At 66.5% G+C, this 25,170-nt stretch carries 16 protein-coding genes; 9 read left to right on the forward strand and 7 right to left on the reverse strand.

Translation table 11 applies throughout. From position 1 onward, the window contains the following. Window positions 1–146: 146 nt before the first annotated feature. From AC1DRE_RS11460 to AC1DRE_RS11480, 5 genes are all read right to left on the reverse strand, one after another. The gene (locus tag AC1DRE_RS11460) at window positions 147–6,305 is read right to left on the reverse strand and encodes an Ig-like domain-containing protein (protein WP_476984753.1); all 6,159 of its coding nucleotides are present in this window, start codon (window positions 6,303–6,305) and stop codon (window positions 147–149) included. Window positions 6,306–6,451: 146 nt separating this feature from the next. Continuing rightward, entirely contained in the window at window positions 6,452–7,846 is a 1,395-nt protein-coding gene (locus AC1DRE_RS11465) for an adenylate/guanylate cyclase domain-containing protein (RefSeq protein ID WP_476984754.1), read from the reverse strand. Next, complete coding sequence (locus AC1DRE_RS11470; protein ID WP_476984755.1) at window positions 7,836–8,462, reverse strand: PH domain-containing protein; 627 nt, start codon at window positions 8,460–8,462, stop codon at window positions 7,836–7,838. Before AC1DRE_RS11470 ends, AC1DRE_RS11465 begins: the two co-directional genes overlap by 11 nt. Then, entirely contained in the window at window positions 8,455–9,462 is a 1,008-nt protein-coding gene (locus AC1DRE_RS11475; protein ID WP_476984756.1) for a biotin--[acetyl-CoA-carboxylase] ligase, read from the reverse strand. The genes AC1DRE_RS11470 and AC1DRE_RS11475 overlap by 8 nt, the downstream gene beginning before the upstream one ends. A gap of 50 nt (window positions 9,463–9,512) precedes the next feature. After that, on the reverse strand, window positions 9,513–10,403 hold the full coding sequence (locus AC1DRE_RS11480) for an SDR family oxidoreductase (RefSeq protein WP_476984757.1): 891 nt from the start codon (window positions 10,401–10,403) through the stop codon (window positions 9,513–9,515). Between the two features lie 206 nt (window positions 10,404–10,609). Between AC1DRE_RS11480 and AC1DRE_RS11485 the strand changes: the two genes are divergently transcribed. The 4 genes from AC1DRE_RS11485 to AC1DRE_RS11500 all read left to right on the forward strand — a co-directional run bounded on the left by AC1DRE_RS11485 (window position 10,610) and on the right by AC1DRE_RS11500 (window position 15,811). Next, window positions 10,610–12,193 (forward strand): acyl-CoA carboxylase subunit beta, encoded by a 1,584-nt coding sequence (locus tag AC1DRE_RS11485; RefSeq protein WP_476984758.1) that lies wholly within the window; start codon window positions 10,610–10,612, stop codon window positions 12,191–12,193. Further along, the gene (locus AC1DRE_RS11490) at window positions 12,190–12,456 is read left to right on the forward strand and encodes an acyl-CoA carboxylase subunit epsilon (protein ID WP_476984759.1); all 267 of its coding nucleotides are present in this window, start codon (window positions 12,190–12,192) and stop codon (window positions 12,454–12,456) included. Before AC1DRE_RS11485 ends, AC1DRE_RS11490 begins: the two co-directional genes overlap by 4 nt. Window positions 12,457–12,510: 54 nt before the next feature. Then, window positions 12,511–14,196: a DUF885 domain-containing protein gene (locus AC1DRE_RS11495; protein WP_476984760.1), complete on the forward strand. Its 1,686-nt coding sequence runs from the start codon at window positions 12,511–12,513 to the stop codon at window positions 14,194–14,196. A gap of 172 nt (window positions 14,197–14,368) precedes the next feature. Next, window positions 14,369–15,811 (forward strand): dicarboxylate/amino acid:cation symporter, encoded by a 1,443-nt coding sequence (locus tag AC1DRE_RS11500; protein WP_476984761.1) that lies wholly within the window; start codon window positions 14,369–14,371, stop codon window positions 15,809–15,811. A 115-nt stretch (window positions 15,812–15,926) separates the two neighbouring features. On the opposite strand, the gene AC1DRE_RS11505 is transcribed toward AC1DRE_RS11500, so the two are convergent. Continuing rightward, window positions 15,927–16,478 (reverse strand): hypothetical protein, encoded by a 552-nt coding sequence (locus AC1DRE_RS11505; protein WP_476984762.1) that lies wholly within the window; start codon window positions 16,476–16,478, stop codon window positions 15,927–15,929. 183 nt (window positions 16,479–16,661) lie between these two features. Between AC1DRE_RS11505 and AC1DRE_RS11510 the strand changes: the two genes are divergently transcribed. Together AC1DRE_RS11510 and AC1DRE_RS11515 are read left to right on the forward strand one after the other, a co-directional pair. Beyond that, the gene (locus AC1DRE_RS11510; RefSeq protein ID WP_476984763.1) at window positions 16,662–17,342 is read left to right on the forward strand and encodes a TetR/AcrR family transcriptional regulator; all 681 of its coding nucleotides are present in this window, start codon (window positions 16,662–16,664) and stop codon (window positions 17,340–17,342) included. Between the two features lies 1 nt (window position 17,343). Beyond that, window positions 17,344–19,887, forward strand: a complete 2,544-nt coding sequence (locus tag AC1DRE_RS11515; protein ID WP_476984764.1) for an MMPL family transporter — start codon at window positions 17,344–17,346, stop codon at window positions 19,885–19,887. Between the two features lie 53 nt (window positions 19,888–19,940). On the opposite strand, the gene AC1DRE_RS11520 is transcribed toward AC1DRE_RS11515, so the two are convergent. Continuing rightward, window positions 19,941–21,527, reverse strand: coding sequence for an HNH endonuclease (locus AC1DRE_RS11520; RefSeq protein WP_476984765.1), 1,587 nt, complete (start codon window positions 21,525–21,527; stop codon window positions 19,941–19,943). Window positions 21,528–21,655: 128 nt separating this feature from the next. Here AC1DRE_RS11520 and AC1DRE_RS11525 point away from each other — a divergent pair, with 128 nt between their 5' ends. The 3 genes from AC1DRE_RS11525 to AC1DRE_RS11535 all read left to right on the forward strand — a co-directional run bounded on the left by AC1DRE_RS11525 (window position 21,656) and on the right by AC1DRE_RS11535 (window position 25,149). Then, entirely contained in the window at window positions 21,656–22,345 is a 690-nt protein-coding gene (locus AC1DRE_RS11525; RefSeq protein WP_476984766.1) for a Maf family protein, read from the forward strand. 124 nt (window positions 22,346–22,469) lie between these two features. Then, window positions 22,470–24,323 carry an acetyl/propionyl/methylcrotonyl-CoA carboxylase subunit alpha gene (locus AC1DRE_RS11530; protein ID WP_476984767.1) on the forward strand — a complete coding sequence of 618 codons (1,854 nt, stop codon included), beginning with the start codon at window positions 22,470–22,472 and terminating at the stop codon, window positions 24,321–24,323. 94 nt (window positions 24,324–24,417) lie between these two features. Beyond that, window positions 24,418–25,149, forward strand: a complete 732-nt coding sequence (locus AC1DRE_RS11535) for a glutamine amidotransferase (RefSeq protein WP_476984768.1) — start codon at window positions 24,418–24,420, stop codon at window positions 25,147–25,149. Window positions 25,150–25,170 lie beyond the last annotated feature (21 nt).

Here is a 25,170-nt window from a genome sequence, read left to right on the forward strand (position 1 = left end):
AAAATCGCAGCCGCCCCCAGGGCAGCGTTTCCAAAGACCCGGTACCGGGCTCTCTGTTTCCCGCGACAGCCTACCCAACCAGCCGCCGGACCGCGATGGGGAGCTCTCCCCAACCGCCTGACCTGCGGTTCCTTCCGTCATAGGGATCAGCATTGCGGAATCCCATGGGAGTACGGCTGACCGAGCTGTGAATGTCCCGCGACCATGTAATACCCGACGTTCCGGTTCGATCCGGGTTCAACCCGGTAGAACGGCTGATCCGGGGTGTTGGTCCACTGGTCGTTCATCATCACATAGCAGTGGACCACAATCCGCTCGCCGCTGTTGACGTAGAACCACGGCGGTGTATCGCCGTTGTTGATCCCCTGGCAGTCGAAGTAGGGTTTCGGCCGGTAGCTGGCCTTGCCGTATTCGAACGTGCAGGTGCGGACCAGATCCGTGCCCTTGACGACGGTCGTTATCCACTCTCCTTGCGCACCGGATTTGGCGGACGCCGAAACAACGCCGCTCTCTGTCCCCAGGGAGTTGACGGTTTTCACGTCGATTCGATGGGACTCACCGAATCCGCCGGTGTTGATGACCCTGCTGCCGGCTGCGGCAACGTCTTCCCAGCCGCCGTTGTCGATCCTGATCCTGGTCAAAGCAACGTCGTTGGTCGTGGTCGACGGGGAGGACCAGTTCAGGGTGAGCGACTTCTGGTTCATCGCGCCGTCCTGCCCCGACGCCGACGGTGTACCGGGCGAACCGTAGGGGGTGGCCGAAGCTCCGGTACTGGCGTTGGAGCTCGGCGCCACGGTGGAGTGTGCGATCACCGTGATGGTGGTCGCCGTGCCGTTGGCGAAGCCGCCGACCGTCTGGCCCGGCTTGACGGGACCGCTCTGGCCGGTGCTGGCGTTGTAGCTGTAGCTCACCTCGCCCTGGGCCGAACCGTTGCGTTCGGCGGCGGTCAGTTCCTTGAAGTTGATGGTCACCTGACGCCCGGCTCCCCCGGTGCCCGCGGCTGTGGCAGTAACACCGGAGACCTGGCCAAGCTTGCCGGTGGCGCGCCTGGGCGCGGACGGCAGACTGACGGCACCCTTTCCTGCTTTGTTTTCAGCCTGGACGGTGAACGTGTATTCGGCCTCGGAATTGTTTGCCGTGAAGTTGGCGGTGCGTACAGTACCGGCGATGGCCTGGGTCTGCGGGGCTCCGCCGCCTCCGCTCATCGTGACGTAGTAGTTCCTGATCGCGTCCCCGTTGGTGTCCGGTTCCGTCCAGTTCACCCGCAGCTGGTTCGTGGCTCCCACCGCGGAGGCCACGGCGGAGGTCGGGGCTGCCGGTGCGGCCGGCACTCCGGCCGGGTTGTCTTCGGAGGAGTAAATGCCCCACTCCGACGGGCCAAGCTCGTTGACTGCCTGGGCGCGCACTTTGTAGCGGACGCCGTTGGTCAGGCCCGGCCAGCTGTAGGTCAGGCCGGTCACACCGTTCTTCACGGCGACTCCGCTGGCCGGCGACGGCGAGATCTCGAGGTTGTAGCTCTTGACCGCCGAGCCCTCGGTCTTGGCCGGCGGCCAGTTAATCACCATGTTCTTATCGCCCGCCTTCACGGCAGGCGCTTCCGGCGGGGACGGCTTCTCGTCCGGCCGGATCTCATTCGAGGGCGGTGAGGTCTCGGACTCATTGACTTCATTGGTGGCGGTGACGGTGAAGACGTACTTAACGTTGTTCGTCAGGCCATTGAGCGTGCAGGTGGTGGTGGGGCAGTCCTGGCTGAAGCCTGCGGAACGCACCGTGTATTTGGAGATGGGTGCCCCATTGTCCGCGGGCGGAGCCCACTTGAGCACGGCCGTCCGGCTGCGCACGTCCGTGGCGGCGGGTGCAGCGGGTGCGTCCGGCTTCTCCCGGACCGTGATGCGGACCCGGCCGTTCGCTTGGCGGGACGGGTCGTCCGTTTTGTCCGAGACCGTGTACCGGAGCACCATAACGCCCTTGGATCCGTCCGCCGGCGTAACGGTTATGGAATCCCCGCTGATTGCCGGCTGCCCGGCGGCGGAGCCTGTTTCCACGGCGACGGAGACGATCTTCAGCGGGGCATCACTGAAGGGGTTGAAGTCGTTGGCGAGGACGTTGATGGTCTCGGCCCGGCCGGCGTTCGCCTTTTCGATGACGTCCTCGTTGGCGGTCGGGAGCGGCCGGTTGGAGGCGACGACGGCAGCCGTCACCGAGGCCTTGACCGGTCCGGAACGGCCGTCGGTGACCTTCAGCGGGATGGTTCCCTTGCGGCCGGCAGCCATGGCGGACTCGGAACTGACTTTGAGAGTTTGCCCCTCAATCGTGGCTGTGAAGCCTTCCGGCAAGGCTCCGTCGAATTCGAACTTGAGCTTCTCCTGGTCCCCGGAATCCACGTCCTTGGCCAGGTTGCCCAGCTCCAGGCCCGCAGTTTCGCCCTTGGGCACCTCAAGGTCGGTTCCGCTGAAGGTGGGCTCATGGTTGGCGTTCGGGTCCGGAATCACCCGGGTGATGACGGTCAGCGTGGATTTCAGGCCCTGCGGATCGTCCGGACCGGAGCCGTCCGTCACTTCGAAGGTGACGGAGCCGGGGCCAACGTAGTCCTTGAGCGCGGCGTAGCGCAGGGCGTTGCCGTTGCCGGCGATGACGTTTTGGGCGTCCGCTCCCTGCACCCGGACTTTGTCCGTCTGGGTGATCCGGGCTGTGCGGCCGTCCCTGACCCGGACGTACTCGTTCAGGTTCAGGGTGATTTCCTTGCCTGCCATCACTTCAACGACGTCGGCGCGGGCCAGGGTGGGGTGCTGTTCGCCCTGGCCGGGCACCCAGATGACTGCCGTGGCGCTCTGGCCGTCGACGTCGGTGACAGTGTATGGGACCAGCTGGTCCGCCGATGCAAGGCTGACCATCACGTTGCCGTCGCCACCGATGCGGGCGTTCGGATTGCCGTCCGGCAGGCTGATCTTGAGTTCGGAGGCCACGCCGTCGGGGTCGGAATCGTTCTTCAGGACCGGGACGTCGACGGCGGATTTCCCGAGCGTCTCGGCGGGGGTGATGACATCGTCCTGGGCGGCCGGTGCCTTGAGCGCGGCATCGGGGCTGACCCGGACCCGGACCACCGCACTGCCCTGGGCTTTCTTGTCGTCCTGGATCTTGTAGCTGACGCTCTCGTTGCCGGCGGCACCCGGCGCGGTGAACAGCACTTTGCCTCCGTCGGCTGACTCGACGCGGAGTTCGGGACGGGCTTCGAAGGCGTTGGAAACCAGCCCGATCGGGTCCCCGTCAGGGTCCGAGTCGTTGCTGAGGGCGTCCACAGCGATCTTGCGCCCGGGGCGGACGTCCACGGCGTCGTCCACCGCGATGGGTTTCTGGTTGTTGGCTTCCGGCGGAGCGATGCCCACAATCACAGTGCCGGTATTTTCGGCGCCGATCCGGTCCCGGACCCGGTAGGTGAAGGTGTCGGTGCCGGCAGCAGTTCCAGCGGCGGTGAATTCAAGGTAGCCGTCCTTGACCACGGCCGTGCCCATGGCGGGGGCCTTGTCCACCCCGATCAGCTGCACGGAGTCGCCGTCGGCGTCGATGCCGTCGAGCGGAACGGGGATCCGTACCACCATGCCGGAGACTACGCGAGCGGTCAGGTTCTTCGGTTCCGGACGGGTGTTCCGTTCGTCATCGCGGGCGCGGACGCGGATGGTGACCTGTTGCGAGTCCGACTGCCCTGATTCATTGGTGACCTTGTAGATCGCGTAGACCGTCTTGGGTACGTCCCCGGCAATAAAGCGCAGGGTGCCACCGGAGCGGAAGATGCGCCCGTCGGCGTCGTCGGGCTTTTGCGCCAGTTCCGGCTCGAGGGTGAGCTTGCCGCCGTTGGGGTCGGTGTCGTTCCCGAGGACCGGTATGGTGACGACGTCGCCCGCCCGCACTGACACCTCGTCCGGCTTTGCCTGCGGGGCCTGCAGCTTGGCCGGCGCGGGCACCACCAGGACTGCGATGTCGCCGCTGGCCGAGGACTTGCCGTTCGAAATCGTGTACTTGACGTTGAGCTGGCCCTGCGCCCGGATGTCGGTGATCCGGACGACGGAGTGGTCCAGCACCGAGGCACTGATCGGTTGGCCGTCGGCCGCCGTGACGGACTGGACCACAAGGACGCCGCCGGAAGGGTCTGAGTCGTTGCCGAGCACGTCCACCAGGACGCTGCCGCCGCTGGGCAGCAGGGCCGTGTCCCGCACGGCGACGGGGGCGCCGTCTCCGTTGCCGGGGACCACGTCCACGCGGACCAGTTGCTGGGCGCTGGCCGGACCGTTGGTTACGAGGTACGACACATAGTGGGCACCCTGGGCGGCAGAGTTGAACGTGAAGGTCTGCTGGTCCGCCCCCATGATGGCTGTGGAATTGCCGTCCGGCGAGACCTGGGCAAGGCGGAGCGCACCGCCCTGCGGGTCCGAGTCGTTCTTCAGCGGTGCGATGACCGTGTCCACACCGGCGACGGCGACGATGTGGTCCGCGTTGGCAATCGGCGGAAGCGCACCGGGGGCGCGTACGTCCACCGTGACCTTGCCCTCGGCGGTGGATTGGCCGTCGGAGACTGTCAGGGTGACCACCTTGCGGCCGGGTTCCGAGCCGGCGTCCTGGAAGCTGAGCAGGCCGTCGGGCCGGGCCTTGACCTGGTCCCGGGGGTCGCTGCCGGTGGCACTGACCACGTAGAGGTCGTCGCCGTCGGGGTCGGTCCAGTCGGTGAGGATGTTCTGGCTGACGAGCTTGCCGGCCTGCACCACGAGGGTGGTGTTCCGGTTCGGCTTCTGCCGCGGGGCGGAGTTCTCCCCCGGCGGAATGATATTGAGGGTGACGTCGGAGGAGGCTGTGAGGCCGCGGCCGTCGTCCACTGAGTATTTGAAGGTTTCCGAACCGGTCTTGTCGGCAGGGACGCTGACCTGGAAGCCGGTGGAACCGTAGATCGGGGCGAGGAGCCCGGACTTGATCGGATCAGGGGCACGAACGGTGAGGATGTCGCCGTCGGGGTCGGTGTCGTTGTCCAGGACGGGGAGGATGGCAGTCTTTCCGGCGCGCACCCCGAACGTGTCCGGTTTGGCGACCGGTGCGCTGTTGGGCTTGGTCCGGTCCGGCAGGACGGTCTGCTGGACTTCGTCCGCGGAGTCCTTGTCCGCGTCGTCGGAGGTCTGTTGCGGCGGGATCACGTCGTCCCAGTTGTTGACCAGCTGCATGTTCTGGTTCACCAGCCACACATTGCCCGAGTTCACGTCGTTCAACACCACCAGGTCCCGGTTCACCCGGAACACGTACGACGGCGACGCACTCGCCTTGGGCACGTCCACGTTCTTGTCATCGGCATCATTCACACAGTCGCGCACATACTTGTTCGCCCCCGACCACGCCGCATGAATACACCCGCCCAGCTGCACCGGCGCCGCCGGAACACCCTCACCGCCAAACGACACAGTCTTTGCCGTCGACCCGTCCAGCGGCTGCTTCAGCAACGCCTTCGGCGTCGCCACAGCCACCGCGTCCGAAGCCGGACCGGACTGCTGCAGCTTCGCATCCCGCGCATCCGCCAGATCCAGCTCACGCCCGCCCGGCAGGAACAGCTTCCCCCGGCCAGCATCCAACACCACCGGCTTGTCCCCCACCACCGCCAGCTGCAGATCACCCGCACCCTTGAGCCCGTCCCACGTGGTGGACTCGGTCGCCGTCACCTCACCGTTCGCATCCACGGCCGTGACAGTCACCGCGCCCGACTTCGGATCAGCACTGTAAATCCGGTTGTCGGAACCCACCGCGGACACGGTGCCCTGCGAAGCGGCCAGCACGGGTTCCGTGGATTCCTCGTCAAAAGCGTTGACGGTGGACGGAGACAGGGCCCAGACCTTGCCCTTGGCTGCGTCAGTGACGGAAATAACCTCGGAACCGAAGCTCACATCCGCCGAACCCGGCAGTTTCTTATCCCCGCCCAGCTGCATGTTGGCCGGAGAAACCTGGTTCAGCGTGGACCCGGTCTCGTCGTCGACGAAGACGTCACCGGCGTCCTGCAGGATGTCGAAGGTAGTGCTCGCGGGAGTCACCGCACCGTCAAGCACCCGCGAGGGATAATTCAGCCGGCCCACAGCATTCCTGGCCTTGCTGACCACCCACACGCCGCCGTCGTTCAATTCCACCTCAGTGGTCTTGAACCCGGGATAAATCACCGCACCCGCCACCAGCGCAGCACCGGCCACCGCAAAAACGGTGCCGCGGAGAATGCTGGCGCGCCGGCTGCCCGGCTTCGATCCTGAATCGGGCCGCACGGAACCCCGTAGCCGTTTCATTACCAGTTTTCCCCCACAAAAAATGCATTCCGGGCATGCCAGGACCCGCTGTGCGAAATAGCCGGATCAGTCCGACTATGTCATAAGACCATCAATTTTAGAAACTCACGCCGCGGTTCCCTGCGGCGGGAACCCGGGTTCGGGCATCAGTCCAGGATCAGGCCCCGGCCACTGCCGCGCTGCAGCAGGAAAGGGTGGATTTCCCCGAAGCCGCGGACCTCCTCGGCCTGCTGCGGCTCCAGCACAAACCGCTCGTCGTTTTCCAGTGCCGCGGCAGTCATCGAATCGACCAGGACGGTACCGGGATCGGCCAGCGACGTCAGGCGGGCGGCCAGGTTAACGGTGGGGCCGTAGATGTCGCCCAGGCGCGAGAGTATGCGGCCCCACACCATGGCAACCCTCGCTTGCGGAAGGATCTCATCCTCGGTGAAGGCATGCGACAGGGCGAGCGAAATTTCGGCGCCGGCCGCGGGAGTCTCGGCAATGTAAAGGACTTCGTCCCCCACCGTTTTCACCAGCCTGCCGCCACCGACCGAAATGATCTCGGCGCATTTGTTCTCAAAGCGCTGCACCAGCTGCGCGAGCGTCTTCTCGTTCATGCGCCGGGAAAGGCTTGTATAGGAAACCAGGTCCGCAAAACCCACGGCCCGTGCAAGGGGCAGCGGGGCGTCATCCTCGTCGCCCTCACGGCCCTCTTCACTGGCCTGCAGTCCGGCCTCTGCCCGCACGGCAAGACGCTGGACACCGGCATTGAGCTGCCGTCGCCAGGAGTACGTCAGCATTTCCTCAAGGGCATCCACCAGCGACGGCAGCTGGTTGACCAGCATCTTGCGGGCCACGGCGTCCGGCACACCCTGCTGGTGGACCAAATCCTCCACGAGCGCCTCGATCTGCCAAACCACCATGCGGTCAGTCATTTGCCCGATGGCACGGGTAACGGAGATGGCGGCCTCTTCGGTGAGCTTCCCCGTCCGGACAAGGTCCACGATGGTGGACAGTGCCGCCTGGTCACGTTCCGTGAAGGCGACGTCCTCATCGCCGAGGTTGGGAAACCCCAGGGCACGCCAGAGCTTGCGGGCGGACAGCAAGGACAGTCCGGCACCGGCCGCCACCTCGCGGCGGCGCAGCTTCCGTTCTCCGCCAAGGAGCCTGGCTTCGAGCGCTTTGGCTGCGAGCCGTTCGGCGGAGAGGGTTCCGGTGGGAGTGGCTTCGACAGACTCGGCGGACCGGCTTGCGTGTGCTGGATCATACGGCGCGGGGTCGTGGGGTATCGGGTGGTGCACTGCCGGCCGGGCATCGGCCGGGCGACCGGGCAGGGCTGCTCCGAGCAGCGGATCCCCCACGGAGGCAGAATCGAGCGAAACCGGATCAACGGAGGCACGGTCCACCAGTCCCGGAGCCGGGTCCAACGAGACCTGTTCGAGGGTTGCCGTATCCAGGACAGCGGCTTCGAGCGTGACGGATTCCACTACGGCGTCCGGCGGTGAAGGCAGCACAGAGGGCTCGGCCTCGTTCACAGCCCCGGCATTCTCAGCGCTCATCTCTTCCACCTTCTCTCGTATCCCACTGCTCCCCCATATCCCACGGCCGGTACTGCGACGCGTCCCCGGCGTTTCCCTGCGCCCGGTCGGCCTCAAAAACCGCGCCGTCCGGCAGCTCATCGATGGCGTCGAGGACGAAGTTTCGAAACTTCGCAGCCTCCGGAACGTCCGGGATCACGGCATCCACACCGTGCCCGGTATCCAACGATATATTCCCGGAACGCAATATGCGTTGCCACAGCGACTGGCTGACCCCGACGTGCCGCACCGATGCGAGCGAGATCTGCATGTCCCGCCTGCGCAACATGCCGTAACGGGCAACTATCCGCCTGCTGGTCAATACGTACTGGGTAGCGTGCCATCTCAGCACGCGCGGCAGGCAATACCCCAACAGTATCCACGCAACTCCGGCGACGCACACTGCGACAAGCCAAAAGGTCCATTCCCTGGTAATCAGCGGCACCAGCCTGGCCGGTTCCCCTTTCACAATCCAGGCACTCGCGAAGGCCCCCAAAGCGGGCGCCACGATGAACAGCAACCCCGGGAAAGCCAGTCTCCGGGGCTGGGGCCGGGTGACAGTGATGACCTGTTCGCCCGGCAGGAGGTCTTTACGCATATCCGCTTTCCGCGGTTCCGGTTCCCGCGCCCGGCGCGCCCGGCGGCGTCCATGGCCGGAGGTGAACCACGTCCCCGGCGGTCACCACGTGCTCGTGCTTGCCCGCATCGACCACCAGGAGGGAGCCGTATTCGTCCAGGCGGGATGCGTGGCCGATGATTTCGTGGTCCCCCGGCAACTGCGCGCGGACCTGCTTGCCGAGCGTGGACATCACCGATTCGACCCTCTTGTGCAGCGACGGCCCGCCGGCCATCCCGGCGGCGGGGTCGCCGTCGGCATTGCAGAAGTTGCGGTACAGGGCGGCAAAGCGCGAAAGGTAACTCTTGAGCAGCGTGGTCCGGTCGACGGTCCGGGCGCTCTCCAGCAGCACGGACGTCGCCGTGGGAACAGGGAGCTCCGATGCGGTCAGTGTCACGTTGAGACCGGTGCCAAGGATCACGGGCGGAACGGTTCCGTCCCCCATGGGGCCCAGCTGCGCCAGGATGCCCGCGATCTTCCGGCCCCGCACCATAACATCGTTCGGCCACTTGATCTCGGCCGGGATCCCGGCCGTTTCCAGGAGTGCCTCGCGCAAGGCAAGGGCCGCAAGCAGCGAGAACCAGGAGTAGCTGTGGGTGGGCAGCGGCCGCCCTTCCGAGTTGACCGGCCGGAGGACCACTGAGACAGACACGGAGCTCAGCGGCGGCGCCTCCCAGTGGCGGTCGAGCCGGCCGCGCGCTGCCGTTTGGTGCTCTGCCGTCAGCACGGAGAGGTCCGGCCAGGCGTGCGGGTCCACGGTCACCCCCTGCAGGAGGTCCGCGTTGGTGGACCCTGTCGAGTCCACCACAATGAGCTGCGCTATCCCGTTGGCCGCCAGGAAATCCTCGCCACTCAACTCGTTCCTGTTGAGTCCGACCCGGGCCGCGGCCTCCGGCCGGGCCGCGGAAGGCAACTCCGGCTTACTCTCGGGAGAAGGCACGTTGCTCGGGTCCTGGCCGTCGGCAGGCTGTGGGGCGTCCATAGTTGAATCCTACCGAGTTGCCGCAGCTGCGGCGGCGGCCTGCGGGGTTCTCAGAGGAAAATGTCAGGGACCAGCCGGCCCTCCGGCGCCCCGAGGCTGTACGGGGAGAAATCGGTCACGCCCGCCGCGGCGAGCACCTGTTCGTCCGTGTAGAAATTGCCGCTCCGGGAGCCGCCGGCGCTAACTGCATGGCTGCGCGTCAGCACCGCATGGGCCGCATCCGCCACGATCTCCGGACCGCGTGCGGCCTTGACCATGTTCTCGCCTCCGGGCATGTTGCGGATGGCGGCGGTATCGATCAGGGTGCAGGGCCACAGCGAGTTCACGTCGATGCCGTCTTTCCTGAGTTCCTCGGCCAGTCCGAGCGTGGTGAGGCTCATTCCGTATTTGGCCATGGTGTAGGCAAGGTGCATTCCGGCCCATTTGGGGTCCAGGTTCAGGGGCGGCGAAAGGGTCAGGATATTGGCGGCCGATGAGCGGCGAAGGGCGGGCAGCGCGAGCTTGGACAGCAGGAAGGTGCCGCGGACATTGATGTCCTGCATCAGGTCATAGCGTTTCATGTCCACGGCGTCGGTCTTGGAAAGGTCAATGGCCGAGGCGTTGTTGATCACGGTGTCGATGCCGCCGAATTGTTCGACGGCGGCGGCAACCGCACCGGCGACGTCGTCGTCATTGCGCACGTCCCCGACGATCGGGAGCGCCTGGCCGCCGGCCGCCTCCAACTGTTCGGCGGCGCTGTAAACCGTTCCTTCGAGTTTCGCGTGCGGCTGGCCGGTCTTGGCCATCAGCACGATGTTGGCGCCGTCGCGGGCGGCGCGGAGGGCAATGGCCAGTCCGATACCGCGGCTGCCGCCGGACATCAGGATGGTGCGGCCCTGAAGGGAACCGGCGGCCTGGTACGGCCCTGCGGCGGTGCCCGAAGCATCATTGCTTGAAGTCATGAAGACACTCTAGCCGAACTATGTTACTGATGGGTAACATAGCGGTCAGTGTCACTCAAAGGCAGAAAATTGTAGGGTTTCTACAGCGGTCCGGGCGAATAGCGTCACTAGACTAGCCCTCAGGGTCCTGTTTTTGTGCGGAAGCTACTTAAGCGCCGAAGCACAACGGGACCAGCGACTATCAGCTACAGAGCCGGAGACACTTGATGAGCCACGATCTGACAACGACAGCGGGCAAGATTGCAGACTTCCGCGACCGCCAGGCTCGTGCCGAGCAGCCTTCCGGCCCGGAAGCAATCGAAAAGCAGCACGCACGCGGCAAAAACACCGCGCGTGAACGCATCGACCTCCTTTTGGACGAGGGCTCCTTCGTCGAGTTCGACGCCCTTGCGGTGCACCGCTCCACGGCCTTCGGCATGGAGAAGAAGAAGCCGCTCGGCGACGGGCTTGTCTCCGGCTACGGCACGGTGGACGGCCGCCCCGTGGCGGTCTACAGCCAGGACTTCTCCGTCTACGGCGGCTCGCTGAGCCAGGTCAACGGCGAGAAGATCGTCAAGGTCCAGGAGTTCGCGCTGCGCAACGGCTGCCCGGTGGTGGGCATCCTCGACGGCGGCGGTGCCCGCATCCAGGAGGGCGTCGCGTCCCTGGCAATGTTCGCGGATATCTTCCGCAACAACGTCCACGCTTCCGGCGTCGTCCCGCAGATTTCGCTCATCATGGGCCCCTCCGCCGGCGGCGCGGCCTACTCCCCCGCCCTGACCGACTACGTGGTCATGGTGGACAAGACCTCGCACATGTTCATCACCGGCCCTGACGTGATCAAGACCGTCACCGGCGAGGACGTGGACATGGAGACCCTCGGCGGCGCCCGCCAGCACAACGCCACCACCGGAACCTCCACCTACCTGGCCTCCGACGAAGCGGACGCCGTCGAATTCGTCCGCGAGCTCCTGGACTTCCTGCCCTCCAACAACCTGGCCGAGGCCCCCGTCCTGGAGCACCAGCAGGAGCTGGAAGTCGACGACGACGACCTCACCCTGGACGCGCTGATCCCGGATTCCGCCAACCAGCCCTACGACATGCGCAAGGTCGTTGAGCAGATCGTGGACGACGGCCACTTCCTGGAGATGCAGGCCCTCTACGCGCCGAACGTGATGATCGGCTACGGCCGTATCGAAGGCCACACCGTGGGCATCGTGGCCAACCAGCCCATGCAATTCGCGGGCACCCTCGACATCTCGGCCTCGGAAAAGGCCGCGCGCTTCGTGCGGCACTGCGATGCCTTCAACATCCCCATCATCACGCTCGTGGACGTCCCCGGCTTCCTGCCCGGCAAGGACCAGGAATTCCAGGGCATCATCCGCCGCGGCGCCAAGCTCCTGTACGCCTACGCCGAGGCCACGGTTCCCAAGCTCACCGTGATCACCCGCAAGGCCTACGGCGGCGCGTACATCGTGATGGGGTCCAAGAAGCTCGGCGCCGACCTGAACCTGGCCTGGCCCACGGCTCAGATCGGCGTGATGGGCGCACAAGGCGCCGTCAACATTCTGTACCGCCGCGAGCTCGCCTCCGTTGCCGAGGCCGGCGGGGACGTCGAGGCGAAGCGCGCTGAGGTCATCCGACAGTACGAGGAAGAGCTGCTGAACCCGTACCAGGCGGCCCAGCTTGGCTATGTGGACGCCGTCATTGCCCCGTCCGAAACCCGGGTGCAGATCATCAAGGGCCTGCGCGCCCTCCGGGACAAGCGCGCCAGCCTTCCCGCCAAGAAGCACGGAAACATCCCGCTGTGACGCCGGAAGTGGAGCCAGCCGCTAACCCGGCCGGGAACGAAACGGCACCTGGCGAAACGACCGCCCAGGAGCCGCTGTTCTCCGTGGTCAAGGGCGAACCGACGGACGTGGAACTGGCGGCCCTGGCCGCCGTCGTACTGTCCCTTGGCACGTCCGTGGCAGAGGGAAAGTCGAAGCCCAGCGTCCGCCAGTGGGTCCGCCGGCAGCAGCTGCGGCTGGCCCCCACTCCCGGGCCGGGCGCCTGGAAGCGCAGCCGGGGCTAAGCGAAAAGTTCAGTGAGTCTTTCATAACTGGGATTGCCCCGTTAGTCTCGTGGGGTGACTACCGAACCCGCAGCCTCCGCGCGCCCCCACACAGCCATCGACGCCGTCGCCGACGCCTATACCGAAACCCTCATCAGGCTCGACCCGAGCCTCGCCACGACACTCGGGGTGCCGGGCAGCGAAACTGAATTCCAGGACTTCTCGCCGGCCGGATTAGCGGAGTTCGACGCCGCAGCGCGCGAAACCCTGGCGGCCTTGGACGGGCTGGAGCCGAAAGACGACGTGGACGCCGTCACGCTGGACGCCATGCGCGAACGGCTGGGACTGCAGCTGGAAATCCACGCGTCCGGCTGGGATGCCGCCGCACTGAACAACATCGAGTCGCCGGCGCAGAATATCCGCGCCATCTTTGACCTGATGCCCACCGATTCCGCGGAACACTGGGAGCACATCGCCGGCCGCGCCCACAGCGTCCCCGGAGCGATCGACGGCTACATCGAGTCGCTGCGGTCCGCCAGGAAGCAAGGAAAGGTCTCCGCTGAGCGGCAGGTGTCCATCGTCATCGAACAAGGCGCCAAGTACGCAGCCGAGGACGGCTTCTTCGCCAAAATGGCCTCCGGCGCAAAGACCAAGGAAGGTCCGCTTTCCGCGGACCTTCAGGCAAAGCTCGACGACGGCGCTGCCGCGGCCCGCGCGGCCTATGCGAAGCTGGCGGATTTCCTGTCCACTGAGCTGCTGCCCGTGGCCCCGGCCAAGGATGCCGTGGGCCGCGACCGGTATGCGCTGGCATCGCGGGAATTCCTCGGTGCCACCGTGGACCTCGACGAAACCTACGCCTGGGGTGTCCAGGAACTCGAACGGCTCATTGCCGAACAGGAACGCGTGGCCGCCGAAATCCACCCGGGCGCTTCGGTGGAGGAGGCCAAGGAGATCCTGAACAGCGATCCCGCACGTCAGCTCCAGGGCACCGACGCGCTCAAGGCCTGGATGCAGGGCCTCTCGGACAGGGCCGTGGCGGATCTCGCCGGCGTGCACTTCGAGATTCCGGACATCATGAAGACCCTTGAATGCCTGATCGCCCCCACCGACGAGGGCGGCATCTACTACACCGGACCCACCGACGACTTCAGCCGGCCGGGCCGGATGTGGTGGTCGGTCCCCGCCGGTGAGGACACTTTCACCACGTGGGCCGAGACCACCACGGTGTTCCATGAAGGAGTCCCGGGACACCACCTCCAGATCGCCACGGCCATCTACCGCCGCGAGCTGCTAAACAAGTGGCGCCGCAACGTTTGCTGGACGTCGGGGCACGGCGAAGGCTGGGCACTTTACGCCGAGAAGCTGATGCAGGAGCTGGGCTACCTGCAGGACCCGGGCGACCATATGGGCATGCTGGACATGCAGCGCATGCGTGCCGCGCGTGTGGTGTTCGACATCGGCGTCCACCTGGAGCTGGAGGTTCCGGAACGCTGGGGCAACGGAACCTGGACGCCGGACAAGGGCTACGGCTTCCTGAAGGAGAACCTGGCCATCAGCGAGGGCCAGTTGAACTTCGAGTTCGCCCGCTACCTGGGCTGGCCGGGCCAGGCACCGTCCTACAAGGTGGGCCAGCGCCTGTGGGAGCAGATCCGCGCCGAACTCGAAGCCCGCCCCGGCTTCGACCTTAAGGAATTCCACACCAAGGCCCTGAACATCGGCTCGGTTGGCCTCGACACCCTCAAACGCGCGCTGCTGGGGTAGGGCCCCGCGCACGTGGGCGAGATGTTTGCCACATGGTTGCGGGGAATAACTTCATAAACGCGCCTAAATACGCCGTTTTTCGGGGGCGCCCACCGCTGGTGACGCTTTTATTCCCGTAACATTTCTCAACGTGCGTTCGTGATGGTATGAAACCTGCGCCTAGCGTGTTCGGGTGAGCACTCAAACCAGCACCCCCTCCCCCGCAGGAAACACCGGCTTCCGGCTGCCCAAATGGGCCGGTTCGTTCGGCTTCCAGATCATCGCGGCCCTGATCGTGGGCCTTGGCCTTGGTCTTTTGGCCAAGTACACGGGCAGCACCAAGGCGAGCCCGAATGCCCTCGGCGCCACCCTGCAGACCATCGGATCGAGCTACGTCTCGCTGCTGCAGACCGCCGTGGTACCGCTCATCTTCACCGCCGTCGTCAGTTCCATCTCGAACCTCCGGCAGGTATCCAACGCCGCGAAGCTGGCGTGGAACACGCTGCTCTGGTTCGCCATCACGTCACTGATCGCCGTGCTGATCGGCATCGGCCTGGGCGTGCTGCTGCAGCCGGGTGCCAGCACCGGCATCACCCAGGAAGCCAAGTACTCGGGCAAATCCGGTGACTGGTGGGCCTTCCTCATCGGCCTCTTCCCCAAGAACTTCCTGGGCCTGGGCGCCAGCACCACCGTCACCGAGGGCGTGGCCACCACCGCCGTCAGCTTCAACGTCCTGCAGATCCTGGTGATCGCGATCGCCGTCGGTGTGGCCGCCCTGAAGGTGGGCAAGGCCGCCGAGCCGTTCCTGAACCTCAACGCCTCAGCCCTCGCCGTCATCCAGAAGGTCCTTTGGTGGATCATCCGGATCGCGCCGCTGGGTACGGTAGGCCTCATCGGCAACGCCGTAGCCGTGTACGGCTGGGACACCATCGGTTCGCTGGGCAAGTTCACGTTCGCCATCTACGTCGGCCTGGCCCTGGTCCTGTTCGTGGTCTACCCGGTCCTGGTCCGTACCCACGGGCTCTCCGTCAAGCAGTATTTCTCCGGCGTCTGGCCCGCCGTGCAGCTGGCATTCGTCTCCCGTTCCTCCGTGGGCACGCTGCCGCTGACCCAGCGCGTGACCGAGCGCAGCCTGGGCGTCCCCCGCGCCTACGCTTCCTTCGCCGTGCCGCTGGGCGCCACCACCAAGATGGACGGCTGCGCCGCGATCTATCCCGCCATCTCCGCGATCTTCGTGGCACAGTTCTTCGGCATCCAGCTCGACTTCAGCCAGTACCTGCTGATCGCCCTCGTCTCGGTACTGGGCTCTGCCGCGACCGCCGGAACCACCGGCGCCGTCGTGATGCTGACCCTGACCCTCTCCACGCTGGGACTGCCGCTGGCCGGCGTCGGACTCCTGCTGGCGATCGACCCGATCCTCGACATGGGCCGCACAGCGGTCAACGTCGCCGGACAGGCGCTCGTCCCCACTATCGTCGCCAAGCGCCAGGGCATCCTGGACGAGGCTCTGTACAACGCCCCGCGCAATGGTGATCCTTTCGCGGACGATGACGCCGACGCAGCGGCGGGTTCGGTTGCCGATCCGACGGCGGCCGCTTCCGCCGAGGACCGCCCGCTGGCAGGCGCAAGAGCCTAGTATCCGGCGTCGTCAGAACGCAGAAGTCCCCCGGGAATCTCCCGGGGGACTTCTGCGTATTGGCGTCTTCGCCGATCTCTGCGGGAGCCCGGCGGCACTGCAAGGACGGACGGGCCTAGCGGCCTCCGCCGCCGATCACGCCCTGCTCAACGGCCTTGGTGACAGCGTCCGCTTCGGCCTGCGTGAGCTTACCGTCCGCCACCGCTCTATCCAGCCGGGTCTTCAGGGCGGCTGCGCGTTCTGACTGGGCCTCGTTGCGCAACTCCTCAAGGGCGGCAGTGACCTTCGCCTCGTCGATGCCCAGGGACTCCGCGAGGGACTTGGCCAGCGCGGCTTCCATGGCGGCCCGGTCCGGCTTCGTGCCCTCGGCAGGACGCCCGGATGGCTTGTTTGCTTCACGGAACGCCTTCAGCGCGTCAGCGACCTTTGCTTCGTCGACACCGAGCTTGGCGGCGAGCTCCGATGCCCGCACACCACCTTCGTGCCCGTGCCGTCCACCTTGGTGGCCTCGGTTGTGCCCGCCAGTGCCGGCGTCAGGCGATGCACTGGCTGACGGTGTGGGCGTCGGCGTAGTGGCGGCCGACGCAATTCCGCTGACACCAATCCCGGCCCCCACAACCAGGGCCGCAGCGCCCAGGCCGAGGCCCAACTTCTTTCTGCTAGACATGGCACGTCTCCTCGATCTGCCGCGGGAACACGGCTGCTTTCCGATGGTAGTTACAGTTCGCCTACCTTCCCTAAGGCTGCGGCATCAGCATAAGGATGAGCTGTCACCAAGCTGTTAGGACGCTGTGAATCCGGCCTCTGCAGAAACTTGCACAGAGTGTAAATATGCACGTAGTGTAAGCGCATGCCCACAACCCATACCGGCGGTACCGTTCCTGATCCGCCCGCGCCGTCGCGCCGGGAACTCAACAAGGCCGCGACCCGGCAGGCCATCACCGACGCCTCCCTGCGGCTCCTGCGCAGCAAGGGACCGGGGAACTTCACCGTGGAGGACATTGCCGACGCCGCAGCAATCTCCCGCCGCACCTTCTTCAACTACTTCGGCAGCACGGAGGCGGCGCTGGCCTCCATTACCCACGGATTCCTGGACAACGCCCTGGCGCAGTTCCGGCTGAGGCGCGCCGACGAGCCCATCCTCGAATCGGCGCGCGCGGCACTGGTGCAGCTGGCCGACCCCATGACGGTGGCCCCTATGGCCGAGCTGTACAGCCTCTCGCAGTCGAATCCGCAGCTGAACCGCTCCGAACTTGAAGCCTGGGACCACTGCACCGGGCAGATCATCGAAGCGGCCCGGGAGCGCTTCGCCGGGACCCCCGGCGCCGAACTCGACGAGCTCTACCTGCGCGCACTGGCCGGTTCCGTGATCTCCTGCGGCAAGGCCGCCATGGACGTCTGGTTCGCCCGGTGCGGCGCCGACCTTTCGGCCAAGTCCCTGTCAATACTCCGTCAACTCCTGATCGACGCCATGGGCCTCCTCGGCTCAGGCTTCATGCCCACCGCCACCCCCTCCACAGATCGGCACTGACATGGCCCTCTTCCTCTACCGGCTCGGCAAGTTCTCGTACCGCCGCCGCTGGCTGGTCATATCCCTCTGGCTGGCGGTGCTTGTGGCCGTGGGCGGATCTGCCGCCGCCTTCCACGGCACTATGTCCAACAACTTCCAGATCCCCGGTACCGAAACCCAGCAGATGGCGGACAAGCTCAAGAAAGAGCTCCCCAACGCCTCCGGCGGCTCAGCGACCATTGTCTTCGAGGCCCGGGACGGCCAGTTCAGCCAGGCCGGCAAGGATGCGGTTTCCGCCGCGCTGACCAAGCTCAAGACCCTTCCCGATGTCCAGGGCACAGTGGATCCGTTCGCGACGCAGGCGCAGCTCGACAAGGCAGCCGCCGACCTCGCGGACGGCGAGCAGCAGGCCGCAGCGGGCAAGTCCCGGCTGGATCAGGCCGCCGCCGAGCTGGCTGCGGGGAAGGCGCAGCTTGAGGCCGCAGAACAGCAGATGGCCGCCGCCGGCATGCCCGCCGCAGCGATCGAGGCGCAGCTCGGGCAGCAAAAGGCGGCCCTCACCGAAGGCCAGGCAAAGCTCGACGCCGGCGCCAAAGAACTGGAGGCGGGCGCCGCGAAGCTTGCGGCCGGCAAACGCCAGCTGGAGGCATCGCAGGGAATGCGCTTCGTGTCGGAGGACGGCAAGGCCGCCATCGCCCAGGTGCAGTTCAAGACCTCTATCAACGGGCTGACCCCGGAGGCACGGCAGCAGGTCCAAGACATCGCCCGGGAAACCTCCTCCGCCGGCGTCACGGCCCTGGCCAGCAAGGAAATCACCGAAGACATCTCCGAGCTCTTCGGCATTTCGGAGATCCTCGGCATCGCCATCGCCGCCCTCGTGCTCATCGTGATGCTGGGTACCCTGATCGCCGCGGGGCTTCCGCTGCTGATGGCCGTGGTGGGCGTGGCTGTTGGGGTGGGCGCCACGTTCGCCCTCAGCGGCGCCGTGGACATGAGTTCCATCTCCCCGATGCTGGCACTCATGCTCGGCCTCGCGGTGGGCATCGACTACTCACTGTTCATCGTCAACCGGCACCGCAGCCAGTTGCTGACCGGCATGGACCCTGAGGAGTCCGTGGCCCTGGCCACCGGAACGTCGGGCAACGCGGTGTTGTTCGCAGGGCTGACCGTCATCATCGCACTGGCCGCCCTGGTGGTTCCGGGGCTGCCGTTCCTGGCAGTCATGGGCCTGTCCGCCGCCGCAACGGTGGCGGTCGCCGTCGTCGTGGCCCTGACCCTCACTCCGGCCGTACTCTCTCTGGTTGGCCGGAAACTGATCTCCAAGCGGGCGTGGGCGAAGGCCGAGCGGCACAACGCCGCCCCAGGCCACGAGACCGAGGACCGGGCACGGGAAGAACACCGCAGCAGCCACGGCTGGGGCGGCCTGGTCACCCGGCACCCGGTGATGGCACTGCTGGCAGGTGTGGCACTTCTGGGCGTCCTGGCGCTGCCCGCCAGCCAGCTCCGCCTTGCGCTTCCCGACGGCGGTTCGGAACCGGTGGAGTCCCAGGCCTTCAAGGCCTACGACGTCACCGGCCGCAGCTTCGGCGCAGGCATGACCGGCCCCATCGTGGTGGTGGGCGACTTCCCGGCCGGACTCACCGAAGCGGAAGCCCGGGCCAAACAGTTCGACGTGGCGGACATCCTCCGCGGCGTGGACAACGTCACCGCCGCGGTGCCGGTTGCCCTGAGCGAGGATCGCCGCACCGCAGTGTTCCAGGTGATTCCGAAGGAGGGCCCGGCAAGCGCCAGCACCGTTCAGGTAGTCGCGGAACTGCGGGCCAGGAACGCCGAAATCCAGGACACCACGGGCGTCGGCATCGGCCTTACAGGCCAGACGGCGGGCAACGTGGACGTCTCCACCAAACTCGGTGATGCCCTGCCTCCGTACCTGGCCATCGTGGTGGGACTGTCCCTGATCCTGCTGCTGCTGGTTTTCCGCTCCATTGTTGTGCCGCTGCTCGCCACCGGAGGCTTCCTGTTGTCCCTCGCCGCGGCCTTCGGCGCCGTGGTGGCCGTCTACCAGTGGGGCTGGCTGGGGGCGGTATTCGGCGTCGAAAATCCGGGCGCAGTACTGAGCTTTCTGCCCATCATCCTGATCGGCGTGCTGTTCGGACTGGCCATGGACTACCAGGTGTTCATCACCTCCGGCATGCGCGAATCGTTCATGCACGGGGAATCAGCGAAGCACGCCGTCCGGAGCGGGTTCAGCCATGCCGCCGCTGTGGTGACGGCGGCCGCCATCATCATGGTCAGCGTGTTCGCCGGCTTCATCTTCTCGCACCTGAACATGGTCCGGCCGCTCGGCTTCGCCATGGCCTTCGGTGTGCTGGTCGACGCCTTTGTGGTGCGCATGACAATCGTCCCGGCCGTGATGTACCTGCTCGGCGGCAAGGCCTGGTGGCTGCCGCGCTGGCTGGACCGCGTCCTGCCCGACGTGGATGTGGAGGGCGCGAAGCTGCGCAAGGATACGCCGGCCGCGGTCTCCCCGGCCGAACCCGAGGACGCGGTGGTCCCTGCCCGTTAGGCGCAGCGGCCCCGACAGGCCAGCACGCCGCACCGACCGTTTCCCGCGCCGAGCTATGCCGCGAGAGGGTCATCACTCCGTGACCGGAGGGCACGCCGGTGAATCTTGGCGTGGTGGCGGATCTCTTTCCGTTGGCGGATCTCTTTCGGATGCCCGGACTCTGTGTGGTGAAAGGAGTCTGTGGCCGGGCTACCGCGTTGAGTCCCGGGCAGCGGCGGTGCGGTGGATTGGTAGCTGTGGCCGGTGGGGGTTGTCAGTTGGATGGCATGCCTGGTTCCACCGCCGGCGCTGGTTCCGCCGAGTGCGTTTGGTCCGTTGGGCGGGTGTGCTTTCCAGCCCGGCATTTCCTTCGTGTGGTTGCAGGCCTCGCAGAGCCCGGCGCCGTTGGCCTGTGTTGTGGCGCCGCCGCCGCGCCAGGGGACGATGTGGTCCAGATGCCGGATGGGGGCGTCGCAGTAGGGTGTTCGGCACGTGTCGTCGCGCGCCTCGATGAAGCGGCGGAGCCCCGCCGGGAAAAGCCGGGCCCGGGAATCCATCCCCACCAGCTCACCCGTGGCGGGGGCCGTGTACAGACGACGGATCCACGTGTTGAACGCCCGATCAGCTGCCGCTCCTGATGGCAAAGCGCCTGGCAGGGGTCCGGCCGGCGCGGGAGCGCCGGGCAGCGAACTTGCCCGCGCCGAACCGTCCCGGCCAATGATGCTTCTGGCCCAGCCGCCGGGAACCACCCCGTAGCCGGGGAGGCGTGCGGGTTCGCTGTCGCCTTGGAAGAGGGTGCGGTCGGTCATGACGAGCTGAATTTCAATGCCGCTGATCCCGCCCGGCGTGCCCGTGATCCGTTCGACCAGGTCGTCGGCCATGATCTGCCCACTAGAGCGGGGATCCCCGCCGGCACGGAGGGAGTCCGCGTTCCGGATGAGCGCAGCCTGAACGGAGACACCGGCTGCAACGGGCAGCAGGGCAGTCAGGCAGCACATGGTGTCAGGGGCGGGACGGAGACTCACGTGCCTGCCCGTGGCGGCCTGTGCGGCGCGTTGCGTCACCGAGCGAGGATCCAGGCGGTAGGCAGCGGCCCTAGCCGTGCCAATAAGGGTCCGGTCGCCGGCTGCGGCCAGTGTCCCGGTATCCGCAGCGAGTCCCGCATCGACCGCGCACCGGTCCGCCGCGGACAGGCACGCCGTTTCCCGCACCAGCAACGTGGCCCGCCACTCATTCAGCTGACCGGTCTCCAAGGCAGCGAGCGTGTGCGGCATCTCCGTCACCAACGCCTTGGCCAGGCCCAACAACCGGCTCCCCTTCGCCGGGGACTCCCGACGGGCGAGGGCGATCTGCGCTCCTACGCCGACTCCGGGCTGGTCAGTGGGGATCCCGACGTCGGACTGCTGCCGGCGCTGCAACTGATCAAAGGCGACAGACAGCCGGGCCTGACGGGCAGCCAAAGCGGACTTCCTGTCCTCCAAGACCCGGATCTCATCAATCAACCGGGCACCGTCGTGCTCAGACGAGTCTCCGCACAGGGCGTCTCCGCATAGGGCAACGACTGCCGCATCATGCAGTGCCGGCCCCTGACCGCAGCAGCAAGCGCAACCGCGCTGCGCTGCTGCTGCCAGATCCGCTTCGGACCCCCAATTGCCGTCCATGGCTCAAGTGTCCCTCTGGGCTCTGACATTTTTGGGCACCCTCGTCCGGCTTGGGCCGTGGCCTTTCACTCCCAACGGAAGGCTCTAATGGCACTGCCAACCGGGCCGAAGGGAACTAGGCTGGAGCGGTGACCCGCCTCATCCTTGCCTCCCAGTCCCCCGCCCGCACCAAACTGCTGAGCCACGCCGGCATCCGGCACGAGATCCTGGTCTCCGACGTGGACGAAGACGCCGTCCAGGCCCGCTATGGCGTGACGGATCCGCACGACACCGCCCTGCTGCTGGCGCGCGCCAAGGCTGAGGCCGTCGCCTCACTGCCGGACGCGGACGGCGCCCTGGTGCTCGGCTGCGATTCCGTCTTCGAGTTCGACGGCGAGGCGCACGGCAAGCCCTACACGGCGGAGGTGGCAAGGGAACGGATGCGGCGGATGAGCGGCAGCATGGGCATCCTGCACACCGGCCACTGGCTGGTGGACTGCCGCGACACCGACCCCGACTCGTCGGAGAACAGCGGAGGCGAACGCGCCGGTTCCGGCGCGACGCTGGGCGCCGTGACCTCCGCCGAGGTCCATTTCATGGAGCTGAGCGGCGAGGAGATCGAAGCCTACATCGCCACGGGTGAACCGCTCCAGTGCGCCGGCTCCTTCACGATCGACGGCTACGGCGGGGCCTTCATCCGGAAGGTCGACGGCGACCCCCACACCGTTGTCGGGCTCTCCATATCCACCCTCCGCGGCCTGCTGGGGCAGGCGCAGGTGGGCATCACGGAACTGTGGACCGGCGGGGCCATTGACCCCGCTGAGGTCCGAGCTGAGTGAACCAATTCGCAGCTCTTTGTAGCTACCCTACAAAGGTTGGAAGCTTTACGCGCGGAATCCGCAAGTAATATCGGCGGAACCCTCAAAATCGCGCTAGGCTCCCTGAAGGAAAGAAGGAGACGCCTTGTCAGCAAATTCGGAGCAGTCCGCAAGTCCAGAGCAGTCCGCCGCCCCAAGCCACGCAGGTGCCGCCCTGACGAGCTCCAAGCGGCTGAGCAAAGTCCTGATCGCCAACCGCGGTGAAATCGCTGTGCGCATCATCCGCGCCGCCCGCGACGAAGGCATCACCTCGGTGGCGGTCTACGCCGACCCGGACCGCGATGCCCTGCACGTGCGCCTGGCGGACGAAGCCTACGCACTGGGCGGGAACACCGCTGCCGAGTCGTACCTGGTCATGGAAAAGCTGATCGAGGTCGCCCACCAGTGCGGCGCCGACGCCATCCACCCCGGCTACGGCTTCCTGGCCGAGAACGCCCAGTTCGCTGCCATGGTCATCGGGGCCGGCATCACCTGGATCGGGCCCTCCCCGGAGGCCATCTCCGCCCTCGGCGACAAGGTCCAGGCCCGCCACATCGCGGAGAAGGTGGGCGCACCGCAGGTCCCCGGCACCGCCGATCCGGTGGAATCCGCCGAAGAGATCCTCGAGTTCGTGGACAAGTTCGGCCTGCCCGTGGCCATCAAGGCTGCCTTCGGCGGTGGCGGCCGCGGCATCAAGGTGGCCCGCACCCGTGAGGAAATCCCGGAACTCTTCGAATCCGCCGTCCGCGAGGCTGTCGCTGCCTTTGGGCGCGGCGAATGCTTCATCGAGCGCTTCCTGGACGCGCCCCGGCACGTCGAAACCCAGTGCCTGGCAGACGCCTACGGGAACGTCGTTGTGGTTTCCACCCGCGACTGCTCCCTGCAGCGGCGCAACCAGAAGCTCGTGGAGGAGGCGCCGGCACCGTTCCTCACCGAAGAGCAGAACCGCCGCCTCTACGAGTCTTCCAAGGCCATCCTCAAGGAGGCCGGCTACCTCGGCGCCGGAACGTGCGAATTCCTGGTGGGCCAGGACGGCACCATCTCCTTCCTCGAGGTCAACACCCGACTCCAGGTGGAGCACTGCGTCTCCGAAGAAGTCACCGGAATCGACCTCGTCCGCGAACAGTTCCGGCTGGCCCGCGGTGAGAAGCTCGGCTACGACGACCCCGAGGTGCGCGGACACTCGATCGAGTTCCGCATCACCGGCGAGGACCCGGGCCGCAACTTCATGCCCGCTCCCGGCACCATCACCACATTGAAGAACCCCACCGGCCCCGGCATCAGGATCGACTCCGGCGTGGAGCAGGGCGATGTCATCAGCGGCAATTTCGACTCAATGCTCTCCAAGCTGATCGTCACCGGCGCCACCCGCGCCCAGGCACTGCAGCGTTCCCGCCGCGCCCTGGAGGAAATGGTGGTGGAGGGCATCCCCACCGTCATCCCCTTCGACCTCGCCGTTGTTACCAACCCCGACTTTGCCCCGGCAGAGGGACCGTTCAAAGTCCACACCCGCTGGATCGAGACGGCGTTCGTCAACGACATTCCCGCCTGGACCCCGACCGGCACCGACGTCGAAGCGTCCGAGGCCGGCGATCGCCAGCGCGTCGTCGTCGAGGTCGGCGGCAAACGCCTGGAGGTCGTGCTGCCCGCGTCACTCGGATCGTTCAGCACCGGTGGCGGTTCCGCCAAGCCGGCCAAGGCCAAAAAGCGCTCACGGTCCGGCGGCGCGGCTGCAGCTGCCGGCGGCAACGCGCTGACGTCCCCCATGCAGGGCACCATCGTGAAAGTGGCCGTCGCCGAAGGCGTCGTGGTTGCCGAAGGTGATCTCATCGTCGTACTCGAAGCGATGAAAATGGAGCAGCCGCTCACGGCGCACCGGGCGGGCACCATCACGGGCCTGGCCGCCGTCGCCGGCGAGACGGTGTCCGCCGGAGCCGTGATCGCAACGATCGAAGACTGAACCCGGAGCGGTCTCAGCCCACCGCTACACAGCAATGCCCGTCGCCCCCGGCGCGCCCATGGCGCACGGGGGCGGCTCCATGCAGACTTAGCGTGTGAAGCCATTTCTACTGCTAGCATCGCGCGCCGAAGACAAGGCTGCCGAGGAAGAATACGAGGCCTACCTGCGCTATGGCGGACTCGACCCCGCGCAGCTGCGGCGAATCCGGATGGAAGCCGGGCCCCTGCCCGAGCTGGACCTCTCCGATTACTCTGGGGTGATCGTGGGCGGCAGCCCTTTCACTTCCAGCGATCCTGCGCATCACAAAAGCGCGGCCCAGCACCGGGTGGAGCGTGAGTTGTCCCTGCTGCTGGACCGCATCGTGCCGGCCGATTTCCCGTTCCTCGGAGCCTGTTACGGGGTGGGCACGCTGGGCCTGCACCAGGGCGCGGTGATCGACCGGACCTATGGCGAGGGCCTGGGCGGTGCCACCATCAAGCTGACCGCCGAAGGGCTGCAGGATCCCCTCCTGCGCGGGCTGCCGGAGACCTTCACGGCCTTCACCGGCCACAAGGAAGCCTGCACCGTCCTCCCCTCGCACGCCGTGGTCCTGGCCAGCTCCGCGGCCTGCCCGGTCCACATGTTCCGCATCAGGACCAACCTGTACGCCACCCAGTTCCACCCGGAGCTCGATGCGGACGGGCTGGTCACCAGGATCGACATCTACCGCCATGCAGGCTACTTTCCGCCGGAATCGGCCGAAATCCTGATGGAGAACGCCCGGCAGTTCACCGCGACGGAACCCATGAAGATCCTGGGCAACTTCGTGGAGCGCTACGCACGGTAGCGGCGGGATACAACAATGCCC

Source organism: Arthrobacter sp. P4_H3 (assembly GCF_056400885.1).